Raw genomic sequence first — 25,928 nt, forward strand, 5'->3', positions numbered from 1 at the left:
CACAGGGTGATGGAAAGACTCACAACACACGACTGAGAAAGGCCCGGGTACGGGGATGGCTGGGGCGGCTGAAAATCTGTTCCGGCGGCCCTTGTTCGATGAGTTCGCCCTGGTCGAGCACCACCACGCGGTCGGCCACTTCACGGGCAAAGCCCATTTCGTGGGTGACCACCACCATGGTCATGCCCTCCTCGGCCAGCTCCTTCATCACCTGCAGCACCTCGCCGACGGTTTCCGGGTCGAGGGCGCTGGTGGGTTCGTCGAACAGCATGGCCTGGGGTTTCATCGCCAGGGCGCGGGCAATCGCCACCCGCTGCTGCTGGCCGCCGGAGAGCATCGACGGGTAATGGCTGGCCTTGTCCGCCAGGCCGACCCGCGCCAGCAATCCACGGGCTTGCTCCAAGGCTTCGGCGCGAGATGTGCCGAGCACCTGGATCGGCGCTTCGATGATGTTTTCCAGCGCGGTCATGTGGGGGAACAGGTTGAAACGCTGGAACACCATGCCGATGTCGCGGCGTTGGCGCGCGATGTTGCGCTCCGAATCGCGTACCAGGCTGCCATCGCTGCGCTCGCGATAGCCCATGGCACAACCGTTGACGCGGATGCGCCCACTCTGGATGTCTTCCAGCAGGTTGATGCAGCGGATAAAGGTGGTCTTGCCCGAGCCGGAGGCGCCGATCAGCACCACCACTTCGCCGCGCCGCACTTGCAGGGAGATGCCCTTGAGGATCTGCAGGGTGCCGAACGACTTGTGGATGTCCAGCGCCTCGATGATCAGTTCTTCACTCTGGTGCGCCATGGTTATCGTCCCCTCAGCAGTTTCAAGGTGCTGCGCCCGAACATGCGGCTGGACGCCGGTGGCGGCGCGGATGGCCGGTCGGACTGGCCAAAGCGCGCCTCCAGCCAGCGCTGGAAAAAGCCCCACAGCGTGGTAAGCATCAAAAAGTAAATCGCGACCACCAGGTACAACTCGAACACGCGGAACGTCGCCGAGGTGACCATCTGCGTGCTGAGCAGCAACTCCTGCACGCCGATCACGCTGACCAGGGTGGTGTTCTTGAGCATCACGTTGAACTCATTGCCCAGCGGCGGCACGATCACGCGGAACGCCTGGGGCAGCACGATGCGCCGCATCAGCTTGGCAAAGCCCATGCCCAGGGAACGCCCGGCTTCGTATTGGCCCTTGTCCACCGCGCCGATGCCGGCGCGGATGATCTCGGCCATGTACGCGCCTTCGTTCAAGCCCAGCGCGATGATCGCCGCCTGGATATTGCCGGGGATGACCAGGCCGAACAGCGCGATGTCCTCGAAACGGAAAATCCCACCCGCCGCCAGCGCGGTGTACAGGAATACGATCTGCACCAGCAGCGGCGTACCGCGCATCAGCCACACATAAACGCGTACCGGCAAGTGCAACAGCGGGTTCTTCGACAAGCGCAGCAGCGCCGCCGCCAACCCCAGCACGCAGCCCAGCAGCATCGCCGACACCGCGATCAGGCAGGTCAGCCACAGCCCGGTGAGGTACACCCCGCTCGGCTGCAACAGGTACTGCCAGAACACATCCCAATTGAAATTCATCGCCGGTGTGCCTCAGTCGAGTGTGTCGCTGCTGACATGCCATTTGTTCAGCAACTGGACGTAGCTGCCGTCGCTGCGCATGTCGCTGATCACCTGCTGCACGGCGGCGGTGAGTTGCGGGTCGTCCTTGCGCATGCCCAAACCGGTGAGAATGCGGCTGAACGCTGGCACGCCTTCCTGGAAAAGGTCCGGGGCCATGGCGGCGTAATAGCCGGCCGTTTCCACGGTGGTACCGTAGGCGTCGACCTGGCTGATGCGCAGAGCCTGGAAGGCGTCGGTGTCGGTGTTGTACACCACCAGTTTCATCGGCGGTTTGCCGGCCTTGGCCAGGCTGTCGTTCTGCGCGTCCAGCAGGGTCTTGATGGTGGAGCCGTTGAGCACCGCGACCTTGTGTCCGGACAAGTCATCCAGGGTCTTGATGCCCTTGGGGTTGCCCTTGGGCACCACCACCGATTGGCTGGAATACATGTAGTTGACGATGTCGATCACCTGGCGTCGCTCAGGCTTGTCGAACAGTTGGTCGACGATCATGTCGCACTGCTGGGCGAGCAATGCCGGCACCAGGCCAGAGAACGGAATCACTCGCCACTGCACCTGCTTGTCGCCTAGGCGCCTGGCGATCTCCAGGCCCAGGTCGATGGTGAGCCCGCGGGGTTTCTGTGCTTCATCGAAGGACACCAGGGGCGGTGAATCCATCCCCGAGCAGTAGATGAGTTTGTCGACGTTCTTCAGGCGCTCCGGCACCTGGGGCGCGGCAACGGCCCATTGGGTACAGAGGCCGAGGGAGACAGCCACCAGCAAGGCGCGGTGTTTATGCATGACCAGACACTCCAGTTCGTTGATTAACGGGGCAGGACTCAACGTCAACACACAGCAGATGTTTCTTATTGTTGTTCGGTTTGCAGGAACTGGATCAGTGCCGGCACGGTGCCTTCGATGTGTTCGCGCACCACGGCCTCGGCGCGGGCGGCGTCACCGGCACGGATCGCGTCGAGGATCACCGCGTGTTCCTGGCGGGCACTGAGGGGTTTTTCACCGTGCTGCAACCACAGGCGCATGGGCGCTTCGACCAGTGAGTACAGCGCCGAAATCTGCTTCATCAGGCGTGGGCGGCCACTGAGGCTACACAGGTATTCGTGGAAAGCGCGGTGCCGGCTGACCCAGGCGGCACTGTCATCGCGGTAGTCGTCCATCGCATCGAGCAAGCGCTCCAGCGCGGCCAACTGGCGCTCGCCGATACGCCCCACCGCGACGCGCACTGCCAGGCCTTCGAGGGCGCTGCGCATTTCGAACACTTCGTGCAGTTCATCGATATCCAGGCCGCTGACGATGGCGCCGCGATTGGGCCGCAGGGTCACCAGGCCCTGGGCGTCCAGGCGGCGAAAGGCTTCGCGCACCGGCATGCGGCTCATGCCGATTTCGCTGGCGATATCTTCGGCGATCAGACGGTCGCCTTTGCGGTAGCGGCCGCCGCAAATGGCATCGAGCAGGAAGTTGTAGGCCTCCTCCTCGGCGGTGAGGGGCTGGCGGTCAACGTAAGCGGGGGCAAATTGCATCGGCAGCACCTTTTGAATTTTTGTATCCAATTATCCATGGATACGAAAAAGCAGGAAGCGTGCCAAATCACGGCGCTATGACCCAAGCGCTTGATTCAAATGAAATAGGCCCATTGCATCAGCGGAAACCGTGAAGGGATCGTGCACAAGCTTGCTACCTGACCGCTCAGAAAACGCCCCCTCAGTGGGCAGAAGTAACAACTCAGAGCATGCCCACCTCGCATTCATGACGATGACCGCCGGCGAACGGCAACACGCGGCCGGTCACTGTGGCCATTGCTCAAGCAGTATCGAGACGAATTTTTCCGCCGCTGGCGAAAGCGAGGACCCTCGGCGGTAAACCAGGCCCAAAGAGCGGTTCACCACGGGCTCGATCAATGGAACGCTGACCAGGGTGGGATGATCATCAGCCGGCATGGCCAGGCTTGGCATCGCCGAAACCCCCAGGCCAGCCTCCACCAGGCCCAGTGAAGTCGAAAGGTGCTGGACTTCATAGAACCATTGCGGCCGCCAACTCAAGCCCGATAGAGCGTGGTCGAGCAGCATGCGGTTGCCGCTCAAACGCCCTACCCCGATAAGGCGGTAATCGCTCAATTCAGACCAGGTGACCGAACTGCGCCCTGCCAGCTCGTGATCACGCCGGCACGCCAATACAAAGGGCTCACTGACCAATGGCACGAACTCAATGTCCGGATGCTGGCCACTCATCATGTTGATACCGAAGTCGGCTTCCCCGCGCAGCACCGCTTCAAGCCCCTCATTCGCACTCAAATCCAGCAGACGGATGCGGATTTTCGGGTAGCGCTCGTTGTACAGACGGATCACTGAAGGCAGGAAATAGAACGCGGCGGTAGGGATACACGCCAGGGTTACACGGCCGATCTGGCGTTCGGCCAGTTCACGGATATTAAGAATCGACTCGTCGAAGTCATCCAGCAACCGGCGCGCCTTGGGAAGAAAGTCACGCCCGACGCTGGTAAGGCTGACTTTGCGGGTGGTGCGATCCAGCAACGCCGTGCCCAGCCCCTCTTCGAGTTTTTTTATCCGCCGGCTGAGTGCAGGTTGAGACAGATGCAAAGCATCGGCCGCTTCGTGAAAGCTACCCAATTCGGCGATTTTCACGAAAGATCGGATGTCATTCAGCTCATAGTCCATGTCCAGTCTCGTCAGCCAAGGAAATTGGGAAGTCGTTTGGCGCACATTTACCATTCGCCAAACGCAATAATAACGTCAATTTTTGCATTGGAAACATTTTTCAAAGCTTGAGACTCTTGCTCACAGAGCATCAATTACCTCGATTGATCAACAAGAGTCAGTATTATGCAAAGAATCCCCTGTGTGCTGATGCGCGGTGGTACCTCCAAAGGTCCGGTTTTTCTCGACTGGGATTTGCCGTCGTCCATCGAGGCCCGCGACGAACTGCTACTCAACCTGATGGGCTCCGGTCATGAACTGGAGATCGACGGAATCGGTGGTGGCAGCCCGCAAACCAGCAAGGTTGCGATTGTCAGCCCTTCGCTGCACCCGGATGCGGACGTCGATTACTTGTTTGTCCAAGTGATGGTGTCTCAGCGCAGAGTCGACAGCGCACCCAATTGCGGCAACATGCTGTGTGCGGTTGGCCCATTCGCCATCGAACAGGGCCTGGTCAAAGCCACCCCCGGACGCACCCGCGTGCGCATTCGCAACGTCAACACCGGGACCTTCATCCATTCCCAGGTGTACACACCGGATGGCAAAGTCAGTTATGAGGGCGATACCGCCATTGATGGCGTGCCCGGTACTGCGGCGCCGGTGCAACTGACCTTCCTGGATGCAGCCGGCAGCAAGACGGGCAAGCTCTTTCCCACCGGCAACACGCAGGACGTCTTTGATGGCATTGCAGTGACCTGTATCGACATGGCGATGCCCATGGTGCTCGTCGAAGCCAGCCAACTGGGCAAGCGAGGCGATGAGAGCCCAGCGGAACTGGACGCCGATAAGGAGTTCCTGCGACGCCTGGAGACACTGCGGCTCCAGGCCGGCCTGGCCATGGGCCTGGGCGATGTCAGCGGCAAAGTGATTCCCAAGCCGGTCCTGGTCTCGCCCGCGAAAGCTGGCGGTACGATTCAGGTTCGCTATTTCATGCCGCACAACTGCCACCGCGCGCTTGCCATTACCGGCTCGATTGGTCTGGCCACCGCGTGCGTGATAGAAGGCAGCATCGTCGCGCAGATGCTTGGCGGGGTCAGCACGCCGCGTCGTGAAGCGGTGCGTATCGAACATCCAAGCGGCGGGATTGATGTCGTATTGTCCTACACCGGCAGCAATGGTGAGACAATTCAAGCGTCCGTCGTACGCACCGCGCGCAGGCTTTTCTCCGGTTACGTCTACGCCACTGAGTCACAGCGCCTCGCCGGATAATTCCGGCGGTCGTTGGCATTTTTGCATCCGCACAATTCTAAAAATGGGTGATGCCATGAAAGTTGTTAAATCGCTCTACTTCCAGATTCTCTGCGCCGTGGTGCTGGGCATTGTGGTCGGGCATTTCTGGGCTCAGCAGGCCATCGCGCTCAAGCCGTTGGGTGATGCGTTCATCAAGCTGATCAAGATGATGATTGCCCCCGTGGTGTTCTGCACCATCGTCACCGGCATCGCCGGAATGAGCGACAAACGCTCGCTCGGACGCCTGCTCAGCAAGACTATGCTGCTGTTTTTTGGCCTGACGGTGATCAGCCTGGTGATTGGCCTGGTGGCGGTGTATGTGTTCCAGCCGGGCGTCGGCATGAACATTGATCCCACCCAACTGAGCACCAAAGGCTTGGCCCAGTACACCGAGTCGGCGGCAAAGCTTGGGGTTGTGGAGTTCTTCATGCACATCATCCCCGAAACCTTCGTGGGTGCCTTCAGTAAGGGGGAAGTGCTGCCGGTGCTCTTTATTGCAGTGTTGTCCGGGTTTGCCTTGTCATCCCTGGGCGAACGTGGCAAGCCGGTACTCGACGTACTCGAAGCCGCTTCGCAGATGGTCTTCAAGATCTTCGCGTACCTGATGCGTTTTGCCCCGGTCGGTGCCTTCGGCGCCCTGGCGTTCACCGTGGGTCAGTACGGCATCACTTCGCTGGGTTCGCTGGCGAAGTTGATCATGACCTTGTACATCGCCTGCGGCTTCTTCGTGTTCGTGGTCCTGGGCAGCATTTGCCGTAGCAACGGCTTCAGCCTGTGGAAACTGTTGCGCTACTTTCGCGAAGAATTCCTGGTGGTGCTGGGCACGTCCTCCACGGAACCGGTCATGCCACGCATGCTGGAAAAACTCGAAGCGCTGGGCTGCAAAAAAGGCGTCGTAGGCCTGGTACTCCCCACCGGCTACTCGTTCAACCTGGACGGTACGGCCATTTACCTGTCGTTGGCGGCGATTTTCATCGCCCAGGCCTGCAACATTGACCTGAGCCTGACGCAAATCATCACCATGCTGGCGATCATGCTGCTGTCCTCCAAAGGTGCCGCCGGCGTGACGGGCAGCGGGTTCGTCGCGCTCGCCTCGACCTTGACGGTCATTCACGACATCCCGTTGGCCGGCCTGGCGCTGCTGATCGGGGTTGACCGCTTCATGTCCGAAGCGCGCGCCCTGACCAGCCTGGCCAGCAACGCCGTCGCGACGGTAGTGATTTCCCTATCTGAAAATGCCTGCCATCGCGAAACGCTGCACCGGATGCTCGACGCAAAACCCTCTGCGACGCCGGTAGAAGCCTGGGAAGACCTGAAAGTCCCCAAGCGCGTTTAACAATAACCGGGCAACGCCCCTCCCTGACTTGACCCCTCCTCCGCCAGGCGCCCTTGGCCGCCCGGCGGATCAGGGCGCGTGCGCCTCGGCGTCAGCCACTATTACGATAACAACAAGAGAATCGTCCTATGCTCGCTTTCCTTGGCCTGGCCATGGTGGTCGTATTCACCGTCCTCATCATGACGAAGCGTTTGTCGCCAATCGTCGCGCTTACCGTTGTACCTATCGTCTTCGCGGTGCTTGGCGGTTTCGGCGGCACCACCGGCAAGATGATGCTCGACGGCCTGAAAATGGTCGCCCCGTCTGCCGCCTTGCTGTTGTTTGCGATCCTGTTCTTCGGCTTGATGATCGACGCAGGCTTGTTCGACCCGCTGATCCGCAAGATCCTCAAGCGGGTCAATGGCGACCCGATGAAGATCGCGGTCGGCACTGCCCTGCTCTCGTTGCTGGTCGCACTCGACGGCGACGGCACCACGACCTACATGATCACCTGTGCGGCAATGCTGCCGCTGTATAAGCGCATCGGCATGAATCCGATGATCCTGGCGACCATTTCCATGCTGTCGCTGAGCATCATGAGCGGCATGACCCCCTGGGGCGGCCCCGCGACACGGGCTATCGCCGCGCTGGGCCTGGATGCCGGCGAATACTTCGTGCCATTGCTGCCGACCATGATCGGCGGCGCCCTGTGGGTGATCTTCACCGCCTTCCTGCTGGGGCGCGCCGAGCGCAAGCGGATCGGCAACGTCCAACTGCAGAGCGGTGGCGGCGATTGCTATATCAACGCGATTCTTGAAGACACCCCCCACAAGCGTCCGAAACTGGCCTACGTCAACCTGGTGCTGGTCATTGCGGTGATGGCGGCCCTGGTGATGGGGTTGATGCACTCCGCGATCCTGTTCCTGATCGGCTTTGTGCTCGCGCTGATGATCAACTACCCGCAATTGGACATTCAGAAAGAACGCATCCTGGCGCACTCGGGCAATGCCATGACCGTGGTGTTGCTGGTATTCGCCGCCGGGATCTTCGCCGGGATTTTTTCCGGCACAAAGATGGTGGACGCCCTGGCGCAGACCCTCGTCGACTGGATCCCGCCATCCTGGGGCCACCTGTTTCCCTTGGTGGTGGCGATCACCAGCATGCCGCTGACGTTCGTGCTGTCCAATGACGCCTACTATTTTGGCGTGGTGCCGATCCTGGCCAATGCCGCCGCGGCGTATGGCATCGACCCGGTTGAAATCGCGCGCGCCTCGATCCTGGGGCAACCCGTCCACCTCATGAGCCCGCTGGTGGCCTCGACCCTGTTGCTGGTGGGCATGGTCGATCGCGATATCGGCGACTTCCAGAAGGCCACCGTCAAATGGGCAGTGCTGACCTCGCTGGTCGTCACCGCGCTGGCCTTGTTGACCGGGGCCATCAGCCTGTTCACCTGATCCACCCACAACCTCTGCTGTCTTTCAGCGCGCCTCGCTCACGGGGCGCGTGTCGCACCGCACCCCAAATAACAACAAAGAGTCATTTGCCATGAACCATGTGTATGCCCATCGGGCGTTGTTTTGCGCGTTTGCCCTGGTACCGGTCACAAGTGCGAACGCCGAAGGTTTTATTGACGACAGCAAACTCAAGCTGCAACTGCGCAATGTGTATTTCAACGAGAACTTTCGCGACGAGCACGGCTTGAGTGCGCGAGCCGCCAGAACGGCAAAAAGCGAGCGTACCGAGTGGGCCCAGGGATTTCTGCTGGACTATCAGTCCGGATTCACGCCGGGCACCCTTGGCTTTGGTGTGGACGCCCTGGGGCTCTATGGCGTAAAGCTCGATTCGGGGCGCGGTCGCAGTGGCACCGGGCTCATGCCGGTGCATGACGATGGGCAGGCAGCCGACGAGTTCGCCAGCGCCGGCGCTACCGCGAAGGCCAGGTTCGCCAAAACCACCGTCAAGTACGGCACCTTGCTGCCCAAGACGCCGGTACTGATTTACAACGATGCACGCTTGTTGCCCCAGACCTACCAGGGCACCCAGGTCAGCAGCACCGACATCGACAACCTGACCGTCACCGGCGGGCACCTGGACCGCTTCAAGTTACGCGACTCCACCAACAGCGTGCCGATCGTGCCCGATGGCTACAGCGGGGAAAAATCGGGGGATTTCAACTACGCGGGGGCTGAGTACAAATGGGGCAAAAACCTTCGCTTGAGTTATTTCTATGGAGAGCTCGAGAACTTCTACCGACAGAATTTCGCCGGTATCCAGCACGACCTGCCACTGGCCGGTGGGGTGCTGACCAGCGACCTGCGCTACTTCAACAGTGTCGATAGCGGCTCTGCCTACGCAGGCAAAATCGACAACGACATGTTCAGCGGCCAGCTGTCCTACGTGATCGCAGGCCATACCGTCGGCGGCGGCTACCAGACCCTTCGCGGAGATGCCGGTCTGCCCTACATCAGCGGCGCCACCGTCTACTCGTTCAGCAACGCCGGCATCGGCAAATTCATCGAGGAGGACGAGAAGACCTGGATGCTCAACTACGGCTACAACTTCGCCGCCGTCGGCGTGCCCGGCCTGACCTTTTCAACGCGCTACCTGAGCGGCAATGACGGTAAGTCCGCAACCACCGTCAAGGAATGGGAGCGTGATACCGAGTTGGCCTACGTGGTGCAGGCCGGCACGTTCAAGGGGCTGGGGGTGCGCATGCGCAACTATGTCTATCGCTCTGAATTCTCCCGGGGCCGCGACAGCAACCGCCTTTACCTCACCTATGACATTGCCCTCTGGTAAGTCGACGATTGCGGCCCTTGCGGCCGCTTTCCTTAAGGTTCAGGTGAGGTCATCCGAACATGCTGTTCAAGAACAAAGCGCTGATCCTGGTGCTGTTGTTTACGGTGCTGGCACTGAGCACTGGCGCCAACCTGCTGGCAAGCGCAGAGCAGGAATATTCGGGGCCCTGATCAATTAGGTATAAAGGTTGTTCAGATTGAAAATGATGGCCTATTGGCACTTCTTGAAGGCGCACAGGTCAACAGTTCATCACTACCCACGTTAGTACGTCATCATGCACAGCTGGAAGAAAATATCGCTGACCGAGGGTCTGGAGCGGAGCCTGCCGGGGCACAAGGTCGATTGCGTTCTGATCAATGGCTGGACTGCTACCGTCTTTGTCAGGTCGCCAGAAACTGAATCAATGTTTTGCACAACGGGTATCAACCTGGCCAAGCTTGCAGACCGCTCGAGCGTGCAGCAGCTTGCGGACGAGATAACGTTTGAGATTGATATGTCCAGGAACAGGAGCGCCGGCTAGCGCTCCCCCTGCTTGATCATTCAATTTCGCTGCAACAGCGTGTTAGGCGCGACGCCGAACGCTTTGCGGAACGCATGGCTGAAATGGGAGAAGTCAGAAAACCCGAAGTCCAGTGCGGCTTGCGAGATACTGCGCACCTGGCCGCGCTCGATCGCTTCACGGCTGGCATTCAGGCGTTCCCTCCAGATTTCTGCGGCGGGGGTTTTCTGGTGCCGCGCGAAGGCGCGCGTGACGGTGCGGGTCGACACATTGTGGGCTTGGGCGATGACCTCAATCGACAGGTCCGGCTCGGCCAGATGCCGTTGGATGTACTGCATGATGCGGCCGTAAAGGTCCAGTTCCTGGTGAGTGGCCTTCAGGTCCTGGAGTTCCAGGCTGATCACCAGAAGGTCGAGCAACGCCCCTGAATAGCGACTGGAGATGTGCTGATCCTGTAAGGATGCCGGCGTAATCGCTGCTTGGCGCAGCATTTCCCGCAAGGGAATCACGCCAGGCCGCCGATCATCCAGGACCATCGCGGTGTGCTCCGCAATACGCGGCAGGCGTTCGGTCAGCAACGCCCGCGGAATACGCACCAGGTGGTTTTCGGTACCACCGAGGCTGAATCGGAACGGTTGCGTTGCGTCATAAAGAAACAAATTGCCCGTTGCCAGGCTGGCTTTTCTTCCGCTCTGTTCGATCTGTCCATAACCGTTTCGGGCAAACCCCAACCATAGATCGTCGGCCGGACCGCTGCGCAGATGCTGCTCGGAACGCTCCCAGTAATGCAGGGGCGATGACAGGGAACAGAGATCGAGAGCGCCCACGGAATTGACCGCAAGAACGCCATCGAAACTGCTCTGGGACAGGGGTTTGCTATCGGCCGCCAGGCAATGGCGACAGACCACTTCTTTCCAGTAATCAAATCGACGTGGTGCAGCAACGGCAAGGGTCGAATACTGAGTGCTTGGATTCATGGCACTGACCTCGGTACAGCGATGCAGTAAGAACTCGAAAAGGTGTTACCGGCTTTTCAGCGCTAGCAATTAACAGGCCAGGCACATTGACGCTCGCCCTCACGTACGCCTATCGGTTTCCTGCACCCAAGCGTGGCTTTCAACGCCCTCGTTGTCCCCAATAAGAGGCACAGAGGCCTGAGCTTTCGACACGGGCGCACCAACGCCGATCACCCGTGGAGTCCCCTCCGGCGTTGTCTCTTCCAACCAAACGGTTGTCTCGACGAACCAAGCGCCGCCTTGCCGTCACGCCTAATTTCCACCTCACAGCAGCTCACCCCCCCCCCCCCCCCTGATGAGGCACGCCATGCATCGACACTGTTCACACCCTTCGGCTGATGCCTCCTGGCTCTTGCAGAGGCGCGACCTCGTGCCTGAAGAGTCGGCTTATTGGTTGATTGAGTGGGGGGCCATGAAGCTGCTGCGCCGACGACAGACCGCCAAGCGCGACCCGTCGCCCCAGCACTGATGCCCACCCGCAGACCTGAACGAAAATAACGAGGAGCGCAACATGGAATCTGCAATCGACACACATCTCAAATGCCCACGCACCCTGTCTCGCCGTGTGCCCGAAGAGTACCAGCCCCCCTTTGCCATGTGGGTTGCACGCGCCGACGAGCAATTGGAACAGGTGGTGATGGCTTACTTCGGCGTGCAGTACCGAGGGGAAGCGCAGCGCGAAGCCGCGCTCCAGGCCATGCGTCACATCGTTGGCAGCTTCAGCCTCGTCGATGGCCCGCAGAACCATGACGTGACCCACCACACCGACAACAGCGGCTTCGATAACCTGATGGTGGTCGGCTACTGGAAAGACCCGGCAGCTCACTGCCGCTGGTCACGCTGCGCACCGGTCAACGACTGGTGGGCCTCCCAGGATCGCCTCGACGACGGGCTGGGCTATTTTCGTGAAATCAGCGCACCGCGCGCGGAGCAGTTCGAGACGCTGTACGCCTTCCAGGACAATCTGCCCGGTGTCGGCGCAGTCATGGACAAGACCAGCGGCGAAATCGAAGAGCACGGTTACTGGGGCTCGATGCGCGACCGCTTTCCGATCTCCCAGACCGACTGGATGAAGCCTACCAGTGAGCTGCAAGTGATCAGCGGTGATCCCGCCAGGGGCGGACGGGTGGTGGTGCTGGGGCATGACAACCTCACGCTGATTCGTTCCGGCCAGGATTGGGCGGACGCCGAGGCGGATGAGCGCGCGCTGTACCTCGACGAAATTCTGCCAACCTTGCAGGACGGCATGGACTTCCTGCGTGACAACGGCCAGCCGTTGGGCTGCTACAGCAATCGGTTCGTGCGCAATATCGACCTGGACGGCAACTTTCTCGACATCAGCTACAACATCGGCCACTGGCGCTCGGTGGAAAAACTCGAGCGCTGGGCCGAATCCCACCCGACCCACCTGCGTATTTTCGTGACGTTCTTCCGCGTGGCCGCCGGTTTGAAAAAGTTGCGGCTATACCACGAAGTGTCAGTGTCAGACGCCAACAGCCAGATCTTCGAGTACATCAACTGCCATCCGCACACCGGAATGCTGCGCGATGCCGCTGCCGCACAAGGAGAACGGCCATGAAAGTGAGTCGACTCGTGCTGGTGCTGGGGATGTTGCCATTTGCCAAAAGCCAGGCCCTTGAAGTCGCGCCGGGGGATTTCGAGCCGCTGCCCGCCGGGGCCGATGCGGTGCTGTTTTACTACCAGCACACCGACCGGTCCGAGCTGTATCAGAACGGCCATCGAACCTCGGACAACGCCAAGCTCAGCTCCGACGTAGGGATCCTGCGTTACATCCATGCCATAGGCCTCGGCGAAAACCTTTCATGGGAACCGCAGATATTGCTGCCGTTCGGCTACATGAACGCCGCTGGCGATGTCGGCGCACTGGGCGATGCCCACGGCGTGGGCGACCCGATTCTCACCGCCCCGCTCAAGTGGACACTGCCCACCGCCAACAAAGATGTATTTGCCCTGGCCCCCTACCTGTACATCCCCGTGGGCAGCTACGACAAAAACGATGCCTTGAACCTGGGCGAGAATCGCTGGCGGGCGACGCTACAAGCAGCCTATATCCACCACTTCTCAGCGCAGTGGGCATTGGACACCGTAGCAGACGTGTCCTGGGTTTCGACCAATCACGACTACGGCGCCAGCAGCGCAAAACTCGAAGAAAACACGCGCTACGAGTACCAGGCCGCCGTGCGCTACAACTGGACCCCAAGCACCACGTTCGCCCTCGGCGGAGGCTATGTCACCGGGGCCGCAACCAGCGTCGACGGCGTTGACCAGCACGATGGCGTATCGACGTCCTATGCACGTTTCACGGTCACGCACTTTATCGATCCAACCTTGCAGGTCCAGGCGCAGCTCGGCAGGGATATCGAGGTGGAGCAAGGCTTCAGGGAAGGTGCACGGCTGAATCTGCGCGTCTTGAAAGTGTTCTGAGTGGCGCTGTCCTTTTCAGCCAAATGCGTGTCCTGCTCAACCATGCGAACACAGTGATAGAGGCCTAATTTGGTGTCCATTGCTACCCGGACTGAATCGATAAAAAGACAGGAAAATCATGGCCATTACTCGTCCCACGCTTGATCAGCTGTTAGCCATTGCGGCCCAGTTGAACATGCAACTGACCCACGAACAGGCGGCGTCCTACCTGGACCTGATGCAACCGAGTTTCGATGCATACGACCTGGTCGACGAACTGTGTGATTTCGTTCCGCCGATACGTTACGAGCGCAGCTCAGGCTATCGTCCCTCGGCCAAGGAAAACCCGCTCAACGCGTGGTACTACCGGACTGAAGTAAATGGCGCCCGTAGCGGCCTGCTGGCCGGTAAAACCGTCGCGCTCAAAGACAACATCGCCCTGGCCGGCGTCCCGATGATGAACGGCGCCGCACCGCTGGAAGGGTTTGTGCCGGGCTTCGATGCCACCGTGGTCACGCGTTTGCTCGATGCCGGCGCGACCATCCTCGGCAAAGCCACTTGCGAGCACTACTGTCTGTCGGGCGGCAGCCATACCTCTGACCCAGCCCCGGTACACAACCCCCATCGCCACGGGTATGCCGCCGGCGGGTCTTCATCGGGCAGCGCGGCATTGGTCGCCACTGGTGAAGTCGACATCGCCGTGGGCGGCGATCAAGGCGGCTCCATCCGCATCCCGTCGGCCTTCTGCGGCACCTACGGCATGAAACCCACCCATGGCCTGGTGCCCTACACCGGCATCATGGCGATTGAAGCGACGATCGATCATGTCGGCCCCATTTCCGCCAACGTGCACGACAACGCGCTGATGCTGCAGGCCATGGCCGGTTCCGATGGCCTCGACCCACGCCAGGCGGCGCCCCAGGTCGATGACTATTGCAGTTACCTGGCGCGGGGCGTGAGCGGGCTCAGAATCGGCGTGTTGCAGGAGGGGTTCGCGCTGGCCAATCAGGACCCGCGCGTGGCGGACAAGGTGCGCGACGCTATCGCCCGTCTCGAAGCGTTGGGCGCCCATGTCGAGCCGGTGTCCGTTCCCGAACACAACCTGGCAGGTTCGTTGTGGCATCCCATCGGTTGCGAAGGCTTGACCATGCAGATGATGCACGGCAACGGCGCGGGCTTTAACTGGAAAGGCCTGTACGACGTCGGCCTGCTGGACAAACAGGCCGGTTGGCGCGACCAGGCGGACCAGTTATCCGCGTCGCTCAAGCTGTGCATGTTCGTCGGCCAGTACGGCCTGACCCACTACAACGGGCGGTATTACGCCAAGGCACAGAACCTCGCCCGCTTCGCCCGGCAAGGCTATGACAAGGCCTTGCAGAGCTATGACCTGCTGGTGATGCCGACCACGCCCATCACCGCCCAGCCCCACCCGCCAGCGGGCTGTTCGATCACTGAATACGTGGCGCGCGCCCTGGAAATGATCGGCAATACCGCGCCACAAGACATCACCGGGCATCCGGCCATGTCGATTCCCTGCGGCCTGGTGGACGGGCTGCCCGTCGGGCTGATGCTGGTCGCCAGGCACTACGGCGAAGGCACGATCTACCAGGCCGCGGCGGCGTTCGAAGCCACGGTGGACTGGCGCACGCTCTGAGCGCCCAACCTGGAAAACAATAAGAAACACCGGCACGTTTCAACCACTCCACAACCGCGTTGACTGATAGGAGATACCCCATGAGTCCATCCAATTCCACGCCTGCGGGCACTTCAACCCCAGGTGAACGGGCCTGGGCATTGTTTCAAGTCCTCAAGAGCAAGGACCTTATCCCAGAGGGCTACGTCGAGCAGCTCACGCAATTGATGGAGCACGGCTGGAGCCCGGAGAACGGCGCCCGTGTGGTCGCCAAGGCCTGGGTCGATCCGCAATTCCGGGCGCTGTTGCTCAAGGACGGCACCGCTGCGTGTGCCCGGTTCGGCTATACCGGACCGCAGGGCGAATACATCGTCGCGCTGGAAGACACGCCGCAGGTGAAGAACGTCATTGTCTGCAGCTTGTGCTCCTGCACCAACTGGCCGGTGCTCGGCCTGCCGCCCGAGTGGTACAAGGGCTTCGAGTTCCGTGCACGCCTGGTCCGGGAGGGGCGCACGGTGCTGCAAGAACTGGGGACGAAGCTGCCAAACGACGTGGTGGTCAAGGTCTGGGATACCAGCGCCGAGACCCGCTACCTGGTGTTGCCGGTAAGGCCTGAAGGTTCCGAGCACATGAGTGAGGAGCAGCTTCAGGCACTCGTGACCAAAGACGTGCTGATCGGCGTCGCCCTGCCCCGCGTTGGCTGAGAAAAACCACGCATCATCGTTCAACTCCCGGAGTTTCTATTATGGATGGCTTTCACGATCTCGGCGGTTTCCAAGGCTTTGGCAAAGTCCCTCACACCATCAATAGCCTGGACTACAAACAGGTATTCAAACAGGACTGGGAGCACCTGGCCTACAGCTTGATGTTCGTCGGGGCCGATCATTTGAAGAAGTTCAGCGTGGACGAAGTGCGTCATGCCGTCGAACGCCTGGACGTTCGCCAACATGTCGGCACCCAGTACTACGAACGCTACGTCATCGCGACCGCCACCCTGCTGGTCGAAACGGGCGTCATCACCCAGGCGGAGCTCGACCAGGCCTTGGGTTCTCACTTCAAGCTGGCAAACCCGGCACAGGCTGGAGGTCGTGCGGCGATCACCGGTCGAGCGCCGTTTGAGGTCGGTGACCGCGTGGTCGTGCGCGACGAGTACGTGGCCGGGCATATCCGCATGCCGGCCTATGTGCGCGGCAAGCAAGGCGTGGTGTTGCATCGCACGTCGGAAAAATGGCCGTTCCCGGACGCGATCGGCCATGGCGATACAAGCGCGGCGCATCAGCCGACCTACCATGTGGAGTTTGCCGTGAAAGATCTATGGGGCGATGCGGCAGACGACGGCTTCGTGGTGGTCGATCTGTTCGAAAGCTACCTGGACCGCGTCGATGCCCCTCGAGCGGTGAACGTATGAGGGACGGCACCCAGGCGGGCCGACTGCCGGTGACGGTGCTCTCCGGCTTCCTCGGTGCCGGCAAGACCACCCTGCTCAACCATATCCTGCGCAATCGCGAAGGCCTGAAGGTGGCGGTCATCGTCAATGATATGAGCGAGGTCAATATCGATGCCGCTGAGGTGCAGCGCGACGTGTCGCTGCACCGTGGTCGCGATGAGCTGATCGAAATGAGCAACGGCTGCATTTGCTGCACGCTGCGCGCCGATCTGCTCGAACAGATCAGTGCCCTGGCGCGTCAGCAGCGTTTCGATTACCTGCTCATCGAATCCACGGGCATCTCGGAGCCAATGCCGGTCGCCGAGACGTTCGCCTTCCTTGACGCTGAAGGCTTCAGCCTCAGCGAACTGGCACGGCTCGACACCCTGGTGACGGTGGTCGATGGCAGCCGTTTCCAGGCATTGCTCGCGTCACCGGACACCGTGGCCCGCGACGACACACAGGAGAGCACCCCTGCGCGCCCTCTGGCGGACCTGCTGATCGAGCAGGTGGAATACGCCAACGTCATTCTCGTCAACAAACGGGACCTGATCGACGAGCCGGGTTATCAGGCTGTGCGGGCGATTCTCGCAGGCCTTAATCCGACTGCCCGGATCATGCCGATGGCCCACGGCCAGGTCGAATTGACCCGCCTCCTCGACACCCATCTGTTTGACTTGCCCAGCCTTGCGGCGTCGCCGGGCTGGATGAGGAAAATGGAGGTTGAAGACGCTCCGGCCTCCGAGTCGGACACCTATGGCGTGACGTCCTGGGTATACCGCGAACGCGCGCCCTTCCATCCACAACGCTTGCTCGATTTCCTCCAACGGCCCTGGAGCAACGGCCGCCTGTTACGCAGCAAAGGGTATTTCTGGCTGGCCAGCCGACACTTGGAAACCGGCCTGCTGGCGCAAAGCGGCGCGCAGTTCCAGTGGGACTACGTCGGGCACTGGTGGAACTTTATCGAGCAGTCGCAGTGGCCGCGGGATGAATACCGGTTGCAGAGCATCATGGCCAAGTGGGACAGCATCGTCGGCGACTGTCGGCAGGAGTGGGTGTTCATCGGCCAGGATCTCGACACCCATGCTTTGCAGCGTGAACTCGACCACTGCCTGCTCAGTGCCGAGGAAATCGCCGCCGGGCCGTCGGCCTGGCGAGCCCTGCCGGGGGCGGCTGCCTTTGACGCACAGGCCCTGTCGGCCGCCTTGCAGGCTGGGGCAACCTCCCCCCCGCACCGTGGCCGTGGGCAAAGCACCTAATCCAACAATAACAATCAGGTACGTTATGCGCGATTACGACTCAGCAGTGAACTCCTTCGATTTTTTACGCCTGGCCGCGCAGGATTTGCAGGGCGAGCTGAATGCCTTGAATGCCTGCGTCGAATGCTGCGACCGCCACGCCGACGCAAATGCCGTGGCGTTGTATTGCGAAACGCGGGATGGCCGTGCCACGCATTACCGCTTCAGCGAACTGCAGGCCCATGCTGAGCGCTTCGGCAATTTTCTGCGGCAACAGGGAGTCAAGCCCGGAGAGCGTGTCGCGGGCCTGATGCCACGCACGGTTGAACTGTTGATCGCCATCTTGGGCACCTGGCGTATCGGCGCGGTCTACCAGCCGCTTTTTACCGCATTCGGTCCCAAGGCGATCGAGCAGCGATTGGGCTGCTCCAAGGCACGCTGGATCGTGACCGACGCGCACAACCGTTCCAAGCTGGATGACATCCCGGACTGCCCAGGCATCCTGGTGACCGACGATCATGCACGGGCCCCGGGCGATTACGATTTCTGGAGTGCACTGGGTCATCAACACACCGAATGCGCACCCGAGTTGCTGGATGCCAGTGCGCCTTTTCTGCTGATGTGCACCTCGGGCACCACCGGGCCGGCCAAACCGCTGGAAGTGCCTTTAAGCGCCCTCCTGGCCTTCAAGGGCTATATGCGTGATGCAATCGACCTGCGTGAGGACGAGCCATTCTGGAACCTCGCCGACCCTGGCTGGGCGTATGGTCTGTACTACGCGGTGACCGGTCCATTGGCATGTGGCCATGCCACATTGTTTTATGACGGGCCGTTTTCGGTGGAGAGTACCTGCCGGATCATCGCCAAATACAACATCCGCAACCTGGCCGGCTCGCCGACAGCCTATCGCCTGCTGATCGCGGCAGGAGCCGAGTTCGCCGACGCCGTGCGCGGCCACCTGCGTATCGTCAGCAGCGCCGGCGAGCCGCTCAACCCGCAAGTCATCCGTTGGTTTGCCGAACAGCTCGGCGTGGTCATCCACGACCATTACGGCCAGACCGAAATCGGCATGGTGCTGTGCAATCATCATGGGCTACGCCACCCGGTACGTGAGGGCTCGGCCGGCTATGCGGTGCCGGGATACCGGATTGTCGTGCTGGATGACGCCCACCAGGAATTGCCGACTGGCCAGCCTGGCGTGCTGGCGGTGGACCGCGAGCGTTCGCCGCAGTGCTGGTTCAACGGCTACTTCGCGATGCCGACCAACGCCTTCGTCAGCCGCTATTACTTGAGCGGCGATATCGTGGAGTTGAATGACGACGGCAGCATCAGCTTCGTCGGCCGTAACGACGATGTGATCACCACCTCGGGCTATCGCGTCGGGCCTTTCGATGTCGAGAGCGCGTTGATCGAACACCCGGCGGTGGTCGAGGCCGCGGTGATCGGCAAACCCGACCCGCAGCGCACCGAACTGATCAAGGCGTTTATCGTATTGCATGGCCAGTATTCGCCCAGCGCCGAATTGGCGGAAGTCCTGCGCCTGCACGTGCGAGAGCGCCTGGCTGCACATGCTTACCCGCGGGAAATCGAATTCGTCGAACAAGTACCCAAGACACCGAGTGGAAAGTTGCAGCGGTTTATTTTGCGCAACCAGGAAATAGCCAAACAGCACGCACTCGACACATGACTCAGGGGCGGATGGTTCCTGTGCTGAGCCGACCGGCGTTTCAGCGCAGGGCCGTGTCCAGGCCCCATCCTTGATGACAGCTGTGGCGCGCCCTTTCGCTCCCTAAGCCAACTGGGTCGCAAACCTGCCCACGGCGTCGACTACTTGCTTGGCACCGTCCTGGATTTCAACAATCACCTGGCCTGCCTGAGTGGCAAGTTCCAGGCCTTGCTCGGCTTGGGACTTGCTGTTGGCCATCTCAGCGACGGTCTCATCGACCAACTTCTGATTCTGCAAGACAACCGACGCGATTTCTTCAGTCGCCGTGCTGGTTCTGCCCGCCAATTGTCGAACCTCATCAGCCACAACGGCAAATCCTCGACCTTGCTCACCTGCGCGAGCCGCTTCAATCGCAGCATTCAAAGCAAGAAGATTGGTTTGCTGCGCGATGCTGCTGATCGTCTGAATAATCGAGCTGATCAACAATGACTGTTTGCCCAGCGCTTCTACTCCCCCGGAGGCCGCCTGCATATCAACGGCGATCTTACGCATGGTATGCATCGTATCGTTGACGACGACTGCGCCTCGTTGAGCGCTGACATCCGTTTGCTGAGAAATTTCAAATGCCGTCTGGGCGGCCCCGCTCACTTCTTGCTCACGGGCCACTTGATCGGTCACTACCGTGGCGAACTTCACCACTTTGCAAAGATTGCCTTCGGTGTCGTAAACCGGGTTGTAGGTCGCTTCCAGCCACACCGTTTGGCCGCGACTGTCTATACGTTCGAACCGGCCGGCAACAAATTCACCTCTGTTCAGCTTTGCCCAGAAGTCCTTGTACGCCTGGGACGAAGTCAGCTCCGGTTTACAGAAAACACGGTGATGGCTCCCTTTTGCCTGTCCCAGGTTGTAGCCCATGGCTTGTAGAAACTGATCATTCGCCATCAGTACATGCCCGGAGAGATCAAACTCGATCACCGCAGTGGAACGTAATAACGCCTCAATGAACGACGCATTTTCCGAGGCTTTTTCCACTCGGGAGGTAATGTTCGTCGCGTAGCACGTGACATGACTCAACTGGCCGCTCGCGTCCATGATTGGCTGCCAATGTGCATGAATCCACACCAACGAACCATTGGCATGAAGGTATCTGTAATCGTCGCTGATTGACTTACCCGCGGCCACCGCCGCTCGAAAGTTATGAAAGCACGGCAGTTTGGAGACATACGAGGGAACAATCTCGGCCATGGCGCGACCGACAAGTTGATCCGGAGCGTAGCCCAGCGTATTTCCAAAGTTTTCGTTGCAGGCCGTGATGTTAAACGACGAGTCGATACTCAACGTCAGCATTTCACGGTTCAGGCCATCACGCAGTTGGCGAAGCTCTAACAGTTCACTGGTCTGAGATTGAAGCTGTTTCTTAAGGCTTGCATTGAACATAGGACATCGCCTCTTGGGTCATACCTATCGTATCGGCGTCTCATGGCGCAAATTGAGGGCATGACCAAGAACTATCAGCGGGACCCATGGGGAAATCATCTGGTCCGAGGCAGTTCCGGATCTGAACATCAGCGAAATCAACGAGAAGTTTTGTGCAGGCACAAAAAAGCCGATCTAACTGATCGGCTTAAGAGTCTGATTTTACTCAGGAATAATGGTCGGGACGGAGTGATTCGAACACTCGACCCCTAGCACCCCATGCTAGTGCGCTACCGGACTGCGCTACGCCCCGACTAGGCGTGTTACTGGGTTTGCTTCTTGACGAAGCGAACCGGAATATACCGCAAGCTTTTGAAATGTGGAAGTATTTTAAAAGCCGGAATTACTTTTTCAGAACCACCAGCACATCTTCGAGTTCGGCAATCATCTGGCGGATCATTTGTTTGTATTGGGTGGTGTCGTCTTTGGCTTCATCACCGGACATACGCTGACGCGCGCCGCTGATGGTGAACCCCTGATCGTAGAGCAACGCTCGGATCTGTCGGATCATCAGCACATCCTGGCGCTGATAATACCGACGGTTCCCGGTGCGTTTGACGGGGTTGAGCTGAGGAAACTCCTGCTCCCAATAGCGCAGCACGTGCGGCTTTACCGCACAAAGCTCGCTGACTTCACCAATGGTGAAGTAGCGTTTGCCTGGGATGACGGGTAGCTCGTCGTTATGACTTGGTTCCAGCATAAGCCTCAACTCGGGCCTTCAACTTCTGCCCTGGACGAAAGGTGACCACACGGCGAGCCGTGATCGGGATTTCTTCTCCCGTTTTTGGATTGCGGCCAGGCCGCTGGCGTTTGTCCCGCAGGTCAAAATTGCCGAAACCGGACAATTTGACCTGTTCGTTGTCTTCCAGAGCGTGTCTGATCTCTTCAAAAAACAGCTCGACCAATTCCTTGGCCTCGCGCTTGTTCAGACCCAACTCTTCGTACAGACGTTCCGCCATCTCAGCTTTCGTCAAAGCCCCCATACGTCACTTCCTTAACGTGGCGTTCAACCTTTGTTCGAGCGAGGTGAGGATATTTTGTGTCGTGGTATTCACCTCATCGTCATTAAGAGTGCGCGATGGATGCTGCCAGGTCAAGCCAACTGCAAGGCTTTTTCTATGCGGATCAATACCTTTACCCTGATAGACGTCAAATAGCCTGAGGTCTGTCAGCCATTCCCCTGCATTTTCACGGATTACATCCAGAACGGCAGTGGCAGCCACGTCACGGTCGGCAATCAGCGCCAGGTCACGGCGCACTTCAGGGAAGCGCGACAGCTCGCTGAATTTGGGCATTTTGCCCAAAGCCACTTCAGCCAGGACCAGTTCGAACACAAACACCGGACGATCAAGACCGAGGGTTTTCGACAGTTCAGGGTGAAGGGCACCGACGAAACCTACCAAACGCCCTTCGCGCTCGATGCGTGCTGTCTGGCCTGGGTGCAACGCCGGATGGCTGCCTGGTACGAAGGTGAAGGCGTCCAGTGCACCGGCAAAGCCCAGCACCGCTTCCACGTCAGCCTTGACGTCGAAGAAGTCCACGGCATCGCGGCCCTGCGCCCAACCTTCCGGCAGGCGGCTACCGCACACCACGCCAGCCAGCATTGGCTCTTGCTTCAGGCCATCGAGCTGGCCAACGAAACGCAGGCCGCTCTCGAACATGCGCACGCGGTCTTGCTGACGGTTCAGGTTATGGGAAAGTGCTTTCACCAGGCCTGGCCACAGGGACGAACGCATGGCCGCCATGTCGTTGGAGATCGGGTTCGCCAACAGCAGCGGCTCGACGCCAGGGTTGAACAGTTCGAACTGCTTGGGATCGATGAAACTGTAGGTCACCGCTTCCTGGTAGCCACGGGCAACCAGCAGGCGACGCAGCTCAGGCAGGTGCGCACGCGCCTCGGCCTTGGGTTGCGGCGCCAGGCGCGCTTGCGGGTAACGAACCGGCAGGCGGTTGTAGCCGTAGAGGCGGGCCAGCTCTTCGATCAGGTCGACTTCCAGGCTGATATCGAAGCGATGGCTTGGTACTTCAACGCTCCACTGCCCTTCCCCACCGGCGGAAATGCCCAGGCCGAGGGCGGACAACAGTTGCTCGATTTCAGCCGGTTCGATCACCAGGCCAAGCATCTGCTCAACACTTTTGGCACGCAGGGTGATCGGCGCAACCGATGGCAGGAACTGCTTGTTGACGGTTTCGGTGATCGGGCCGGCTTCGCCGCCAGTGATTTCCAGCAGCAGGCCAGTAGCGCGCTCCATGGCTTCACGGGCGAGGTTCCAGTCCACGCCGCGCTCATAGCGGTGCGACGCGTCGGTGTGCAGGCCATAGGAACGGGCCTTGCCGGCGATAGCGATCTGGTCGAAGAATGCGCTTTCGAGGAATACGTCGCGAGTGGTAGCGGATACGCCGCTGTGCTCGCCACCCATCACGCCGGCAATCGCCAGGGCGCGGGAGTGGTCGGCGATAACCAGGGTGTCTGCGCGAAGGTTGACTTCCTGACCATCGAGCAGCACCAGCTTCTCGCCGTCTTCCGCCATGCGCACACGGATGCCGCCGTTGATTTCGGCAAGGTCGAACGCGTGCAGCGGTTGCCCCAGCTCCAGCATCACGTAGTTGGTGATGTCGACGGCAGCGTCGATGCTGCGCACGTCAGCGCGGCGCAGGCGTTCAACCATCCACAGCGGGGTGGGCCTGGACAGGTCGACGTTGCGGATCACCCGGCCCAGGTAACGTGGGCAGGCGTTGGGGGCCAGCACGTCGATCGGACGTACTTCGTCGTGCACAGCGAGTACAGCTGCAACGACCGGACGAGTGACCGGGGCGTTGTACAAAGCGCCCACTTCACGCGCCAGGCCAGCCAGGGACAGGCAGTCGCCACGGTTCGGGGTCAGGTCGACCTCGATGCTGGCGTCTTCCAGTTCCAGGTAAACGCGGATGTCCTGGCCCACGGGCGCGTCGGCCGGCAGTTCCATCAGGCCATCATTGCCCTCGCCGACCTGCAGCTCCGCCTGGGAACACAGCATGCCGTTGGATTCAACGCCACGCAGCTTGGCCTTCTTGATCTTGAAGTCGCCCGGCAACTCGGCACCGATCATGGCGAACGGGATCTTCAGGCCCGCGCGCACATTGGGCGCTCCGCACACGACCTGGAAGGTTTCCGCGCCATTGCTCACTTGGCATACGCGCAATTTGTCAGCGTCGGGATGCTGCTCGGTGCTCAGCACCTCGCCTACCACCACGCCACTGAAAACACCGGCGGCCGGCGTAACGCTATCGACCTCAAGACCGGCCATCGACAGACGCGCAACCAGCTCGTCGCGACTAACCTGCGGGCTTACCCAGCCACGCAGCCATTGTTCACTGAATTTCATCCTGCTCTCCTAAAGATTCGTTACGACTAGCGAAATTGCGCGAGGAACCGCAAGTCGTTGTCGAAGAACAGACGCAAGTCGTTCACGCCGTAACGCAGCATGGCCAGACGCTCTACACCCATGCCGAAGGCAAAGCCCGAGAATTCTTCCGGATCGATACCGGACATGCGCAGCACGTTGGGGTGAACCATGCCGCAGCCCATCACTTCCAGCCAGCCGGTCTGTTTGCAGACGCGGCAGCCTTTACCACTGCACATCACGCATTCCATATCGACTTCAGCGGACGGCTCGGTGAACGGGAAGAACGATGGACGGAAACGTACCGCCAGCTCCTTCTCGAAGAACACCCGCAGGAATTCTTCGATGGTGCCCTTGAGGTCGGCGAAGTTGATATCGCGATCAACCAGCAGGCCTTCGACCTGGTGAAACATTGGCGAGTGGGTGATATCGGAGTCGCTGCGGTATACACGGCCTGGGCAGACGATGCGGATCGGCGGCTTGTTCGCTTCCATGGTGCGGACCTGTACCGGCGAGGTATGGGTGCGCAACAACATGTTCGCGTTGAAATAGAAGGTGTCGTGCATCGACCGGGCCGGGTGGTGGCCTGGGATGTTGAGCGCCTCGAAGTTGTGATAATCGTCTTCGACCTCAGGGCCTTCGGCGATGCCGTAGCCGATATGGGTGAAGAACTGTTCGATACGTTCCAGAGTCCGGGTGATCGGATGCAGACCGCCCGAGGCCTGACCACGGCCAGGCAGGGTTACGTCAATGGACTCGGCGGCGAGCTTGGCCGCAAGATCGGCCTCCTCGAGCGACGCCTTGCGCGCATTGAGCACCTCTGTGACACGCTCCTTGGCGACGTTGATCAGCGCACCGACTTGCGGGCGCTCTTCAGCCGGCAAATTCCCCAGGGTCTTCATCACCTGAGTCAATTCACCTTTTTTGCCAAGGTAGTGAACCCGGATTTGCTCCAGGGCATTTACATCTTCAGCGCTTTGCACAGCCTCAAGGGCTTGAGCGACGAGCGCGTCCAGGTTTTCCATGTACAGACTCCAGATACAAAATAGGGGAAGAGCTTGAAGGCTCTTCCCCTATTTATGACGTTTAACACCTTGGGCTACAGCGTAACCCAGGGTGACTGTCGGGGGTACTTAAGCCAAGGTGGCTTTAGCTTTCTCGACAATCGCAGCAAACGCCGCTTTTTCGTTCACTGCCAGATCAGCCAGAACCTTACGGTCGATCTCGATGGACGCTTTTTTCAGGCCAGCGATGAAACGGCTGTAGGACAGACCGTTAACACGTGCACCAGCGTTGATACGAGCGATCCACAGAGCGCGGAACTGACGTTTTTTCTGACGACGGTCACGGTAGGCGTATTGGCCTGCCTTGATTACCGCTTGCTTGGCAACACGGAATACGCGTGAACGCGCGCCGTAGTAGCCTTTAGCAAGTTTCAGAATTTTTTTGTGACGCTTACGGGCAATGACGCCACGCTTTACACGAGCCATGAGTT

Annotated in this window: 23 protein-coding genes, 1 tRNA gene and 1 pseudogene; 11 read left to right on the top strand and 14 right to left on the bottom strand. The window is 60.0% G+C overall.

The window, feature by feature from the left end; translation table 11 throughout:
* Window positions 1-19 precede the first annotated feature (19 nt).
* The 5 genes from BMX59_RS18890 to BMX59_RS18910 form a co-directional block, all read right to left on the bottom strand.
* The gene (locus tag BMX59_RS18890) at window positions 20-799 is read right to left on the bottom strand and encodes an amino acid ABC transporter ATP-binding protein (protein WP_093124553.1); all 780 of its coding nucleotides are present in this window, start codon (window positions 797-799) and stop codon (window positions 20-22) included.
* A gap of 2 nt (window positions 800-801) precedes the next feature.
* Window positions 802-1,578 (bottom strand): amino acid ABC transporter permease, encoded by a 777-nt coding sequence (locus BMX59_RS18895; RefSeq protein ID WP_093124556.1) that lies wholly within the window; start codon window positions 1,576-1,578, stop codon window positions 802-804.
* 12 nt (window positions 1,579-1,590) lie between these two features.
* Complete coding sequence (locus BMX59_RS18900; protein ID WP_071492170.1) at window positions 1,591-2,397, bottom strand: ABC transporter substrate-binding protein; 807 nt, start codon at window positions 2,395-2,397, stop codon at window positions 1,591-1,593.
* Window positions 2,398-2,462: 65 nt separating this feature from the next.
* The gene (locus BMX59_RS18905; protein WP_071492171.1) at window positions 2,463-3,134 is read right to left on the bottom strand and encodes a GntR family transcriptional regulator; all 672 of its coding nucleotides are present in this window, start codon (window positions 3,132-3,134) and stop codon (window positions 2,463-2,465) included.
* A gap of 264 nt (window positions 3,135-3,398) precedes the next feature.
* The gene (locus BMX59_RS18910) at window positions 3,399-4,289 is read right to left on the bottom strand and encodes a LysR family transcriptional regulator (RefSeq protein ID WP_071492172.1); all 891 of its coding nucleotides are present in this window, start codon (window positions 4,287-4,289) and stop codon (window positions 3,399-3,401) included.
* A 165-nt stretch (window positions 4,290-4,454) separates the two neighbouring features.
* Here BMX59_RS18910 and BMX59_RS18915 point away from each other — a divergent pair, with 165 nt between their 5' ends.
* The 4 genes from BMX59_RS18915 to BMX59_RS18930 all read left to right on the top strand — a co-directional run bounded on the left by BMX59_RS18915 (window position 4,455) and on the right by BMX59_RS18930 (window position 9,672).
* Entirely contained in the window at window positions 4,455-5,537 is a 1,083-nt protein-coding gene (locus BMX59_RS18915) for a 4-oxalomesaconate tautomerase (RefSeq protein WP_071492173.1), read from the top strand.
* Window positions 5,538-5,580: 43 nt separating this feature from the next.
* Complete coding sequence (locus BMX59_RS18920; protein ID WP_092250441.1) at window positions 5,581-6,894, top strand: dicarboxylate/amino acid:cation symporter; 1,314 nt, start codon at window positions 5,581-5,583, stop codon at window positions 6,892-6,894.
* A gap of 128 nt (window positions 6,895-7,022) precedes the next feature.
* The gene (locus tag BMX59_RS18925) at window positions 7,023-8,327 is read left to right on the top strand and encodes a CitMHS family transporter (RefSeq protein ID WP_092250438.1); all 1,305 of its coding nucleotides are present in this window, start codon (window positions 7,023-7,025) and stop codon (window positions 8,325-8,327) included.
* Between the two features lie 91 nt (window positions 8,328-8,418).
* Entirely contained in the window at window positions 8,419-9,672 is a 1,254-nt protein-coding gene (locus BMX59_RS18930) for an OprD family porin (protein ID WP_093124560.1), read from the top strand.
* Between the two features lie 540 nt (window positions 9,673-10,212).
* Here BMX59_RS18930 and BMX59_RS18940 read toward each other — a convergent pair.
* Window positions 10,213-11,148, bottom strand: coding sequence for an AraC-like ligand-binding domain-containing protein (locus BMX59_RS18940; protein WP_092250429.1), 936 nt, complete (start codon window positions 11,146-11,148; stop codon window positions 10,213-10,215).
* Window positions 11,149-11,698: 550 nt separating this feature from the next.
* On the opposite strand from BMX59_RS18940, the gene BMX59_RS18945 reads away from it, so the two are divergent.
* The 7 genes from BMX59_RS18945 to BMX59_RS18975 all read left to right on the top strand — a co-directional run bounded on the left by BMX59_RS18945 (window position 11,699) and on the right by BMX59_RS18975 (window position 19,595).
* Window positions 11,699-12,766, top strand: a complete 1,068-nt coding sequence (locus tag BMX59_RS18945) for an aliphatic aldoxime dehydratase (RefSeq protein ID WP_093124565.1) — start codon at window positions 11,699-11,701, stop codon at window positions 12,764-12,766.
* Window positions 12,763-13,632 (top strand): transporter, encoded by an 870-nt coding sequence (locus BMX59_RS18950; RefSeq protein ID WP_093124569.1) that lies wholly within the window; start codon window positions 12,763-12,765, stop codon window positions 13,630-13,632. Before BMX59_RS18945 ends, BMX59_RS18950 begins: the two co-directional genes overlap by 4 nt.
* 118 nt (window positions 13,633-13,750) lie before the next feature.
* On the top strand, window positions 13,751-15,265 hold the full coding sequence (locus tag BMX59_RS18955) for an amidase (RefSeq protein ID WP_092250421.1): 1,515 nt from the start codon (window positions 13,751-13,753) through the stop codon (window positions 15,263-15,265).
* A gap of 80 nt (window positions 15,266-15,345) precedes the next feature.
* On the top strand, window positions 15,346-15,948 hold the full coding sequence (nthA, locus tag BMX59_RS18960) for a nitrile hydratase subunit alpha (protein ID WP_093124576.1): 603 nt from the start codon (window positions 15,346-15,348) through the stop codon (window positions 15,946-15,948).
* A gap of 41 nt (window positions 15,949-15,989) precedes the next feature.
* Window positions 15,990-16,652, top strand: coding sequence for a nitrile hydratase subunit beta (gene nthB / locus BMX59_RS18965; protein ID WP_071492183.1), 663 nt, complete (start codon window positions 15,990-15,992; stop codon window positions 16,650-16,652).
* Window positions 16,649-17,929, top strand: a complete 1,281-nt coding sequence (locus BMX59_RS18970) for a GTP-binding protein (RefSeq protein ID WP_093124581.1) — start codon at window positions 16,649-16,651, stop codon at window positions 17,927-17,929. Before nthB ends, BMX59_RS18970 begins: the two co-directional genes overlap by 4 nt.
* A 25-nt stretch (window positions 17,930-17,954) precedes the next feature.
* Window positions 17,955-19,595, top strand: coding sequence for an AMP-binding protein (locus tag BMX59_RS18975; RefSeq protein ID WP_093124586.1), 1,641 nt, complete (start codon window positions 17,955-17,957; stop codon window positions 19,593-19,595).
* Window positions 19,596-19,697: 102 nt separating this feature from the next.
* Here BMX59_RS18975 and BMX59_RS31160 read toward each other — a convergent pair whose 3' ends face one another.
* From BMX59_RS31160 to rplT, 8 genes and pseudogenes are all read right to left on the bottom strand, one after another.
* Window positions 19,698-20,135 (bottom strand): methyl-accepting chemotaxis protein, encoded by a 438-nt coding sequence (locus BMX59_RS31160; RefSeq protein WP_371322063.1) that lies wholly within the window; start codon window positions 20,133-20,135, stop codon window positions 19,698-19,700.
* Window positions 20,136-20,234: 99 nt separating this feature from the next.
* Window positions 20,235-21,011 (bottom strand): annotated as a pseudogene (locus BMX59_RS31165) (PAS domain-containing protein); the annotation flags it as partial.
* A gap of 215 nt (window positions 21,012-21,226) precedes the next feature.
* Window positions 21,227-21,303 (bottom strand) — tRNA-Pro (locus BMX59_RS18985).
* A 90-nt stretch (window positions 21,304-21,393) separates the two neighbouring features.
* Complete coding sequence (locus tag BMX59_RS18990) at window positions 21,394-21,750, bottom strand: MerR family transcriptional regulator (protein ID WP_010209127.1); 357 nt, start codon at window positions 21,748-21,750, stop codon at window positions 21,394-21,396.
* On the bottom strand, window positions 21,731-22,033 hold the full coding sequence (gene ihfA / locus BMX59_RS18995; protein WP_002553164.1) for an integration host factor subunit alpha: 303 nt from the start codon (window positions 22,031-22,033) through the stop codon (window positions 21,731-21,733). Before ihfA ends, BMX59_RS18990 begins: the two co-directional genes overlap by 20 nt.
* Window positions 22,034-22,036: 3 nt before the next feature.
* Window positions 22,037-24,415: a phenylalanine--tRNA ligase subunit beta gene (gene pheT / locus BMX59_RS19000; RefSeq protein WP_093124591.1), complete on the bottom strand. Its 2,379-nt coding sequence runs from the start codon at window positions 24,413-24,415 to the stop codon at window positions 22,037-22,039.
* Between the two features lie 26 nt (window positions 24,416-24,441).
* Entirely contained in the window at window positions 24,442-25,458 is a 1,017-nt protein-coding gene (gene pheS / locus BMX59_RS19005; protein WP_003192486.1) for a phenylalanine--tRNA ligase subunit alpha, read from the bottom strand.
* A 108-nt stretch (window positions 25,459-25,566) separates the two neighbouring features.
* On the bottom strand, window positions 25,567-25,923 hold the full coding sequence (gene rplT, locus BMX59_RS19010; RefSeq protein ID WP_002553161.1) for a 50S ribosomal protein L20: 357 nt from the start codon (window positions 25,921-25,923) through the stop codon (window positions 25,567-25,569).
* Window positions 25,924-25,928 lie beyond the last annotated feature (5 nt).

The sequence above is a fragment of the Pseudomonas sp. NFR09 genome, from assembly GCF_900111535.1.
GTDB classification, from domain to species: Bacteria; Pseudomonadota; Gammaproteobacteria; order Pseudomonadales; family Pseudomonadaceae; genus Aquipseudomonas; species Aquipseudomonas extremorientalis.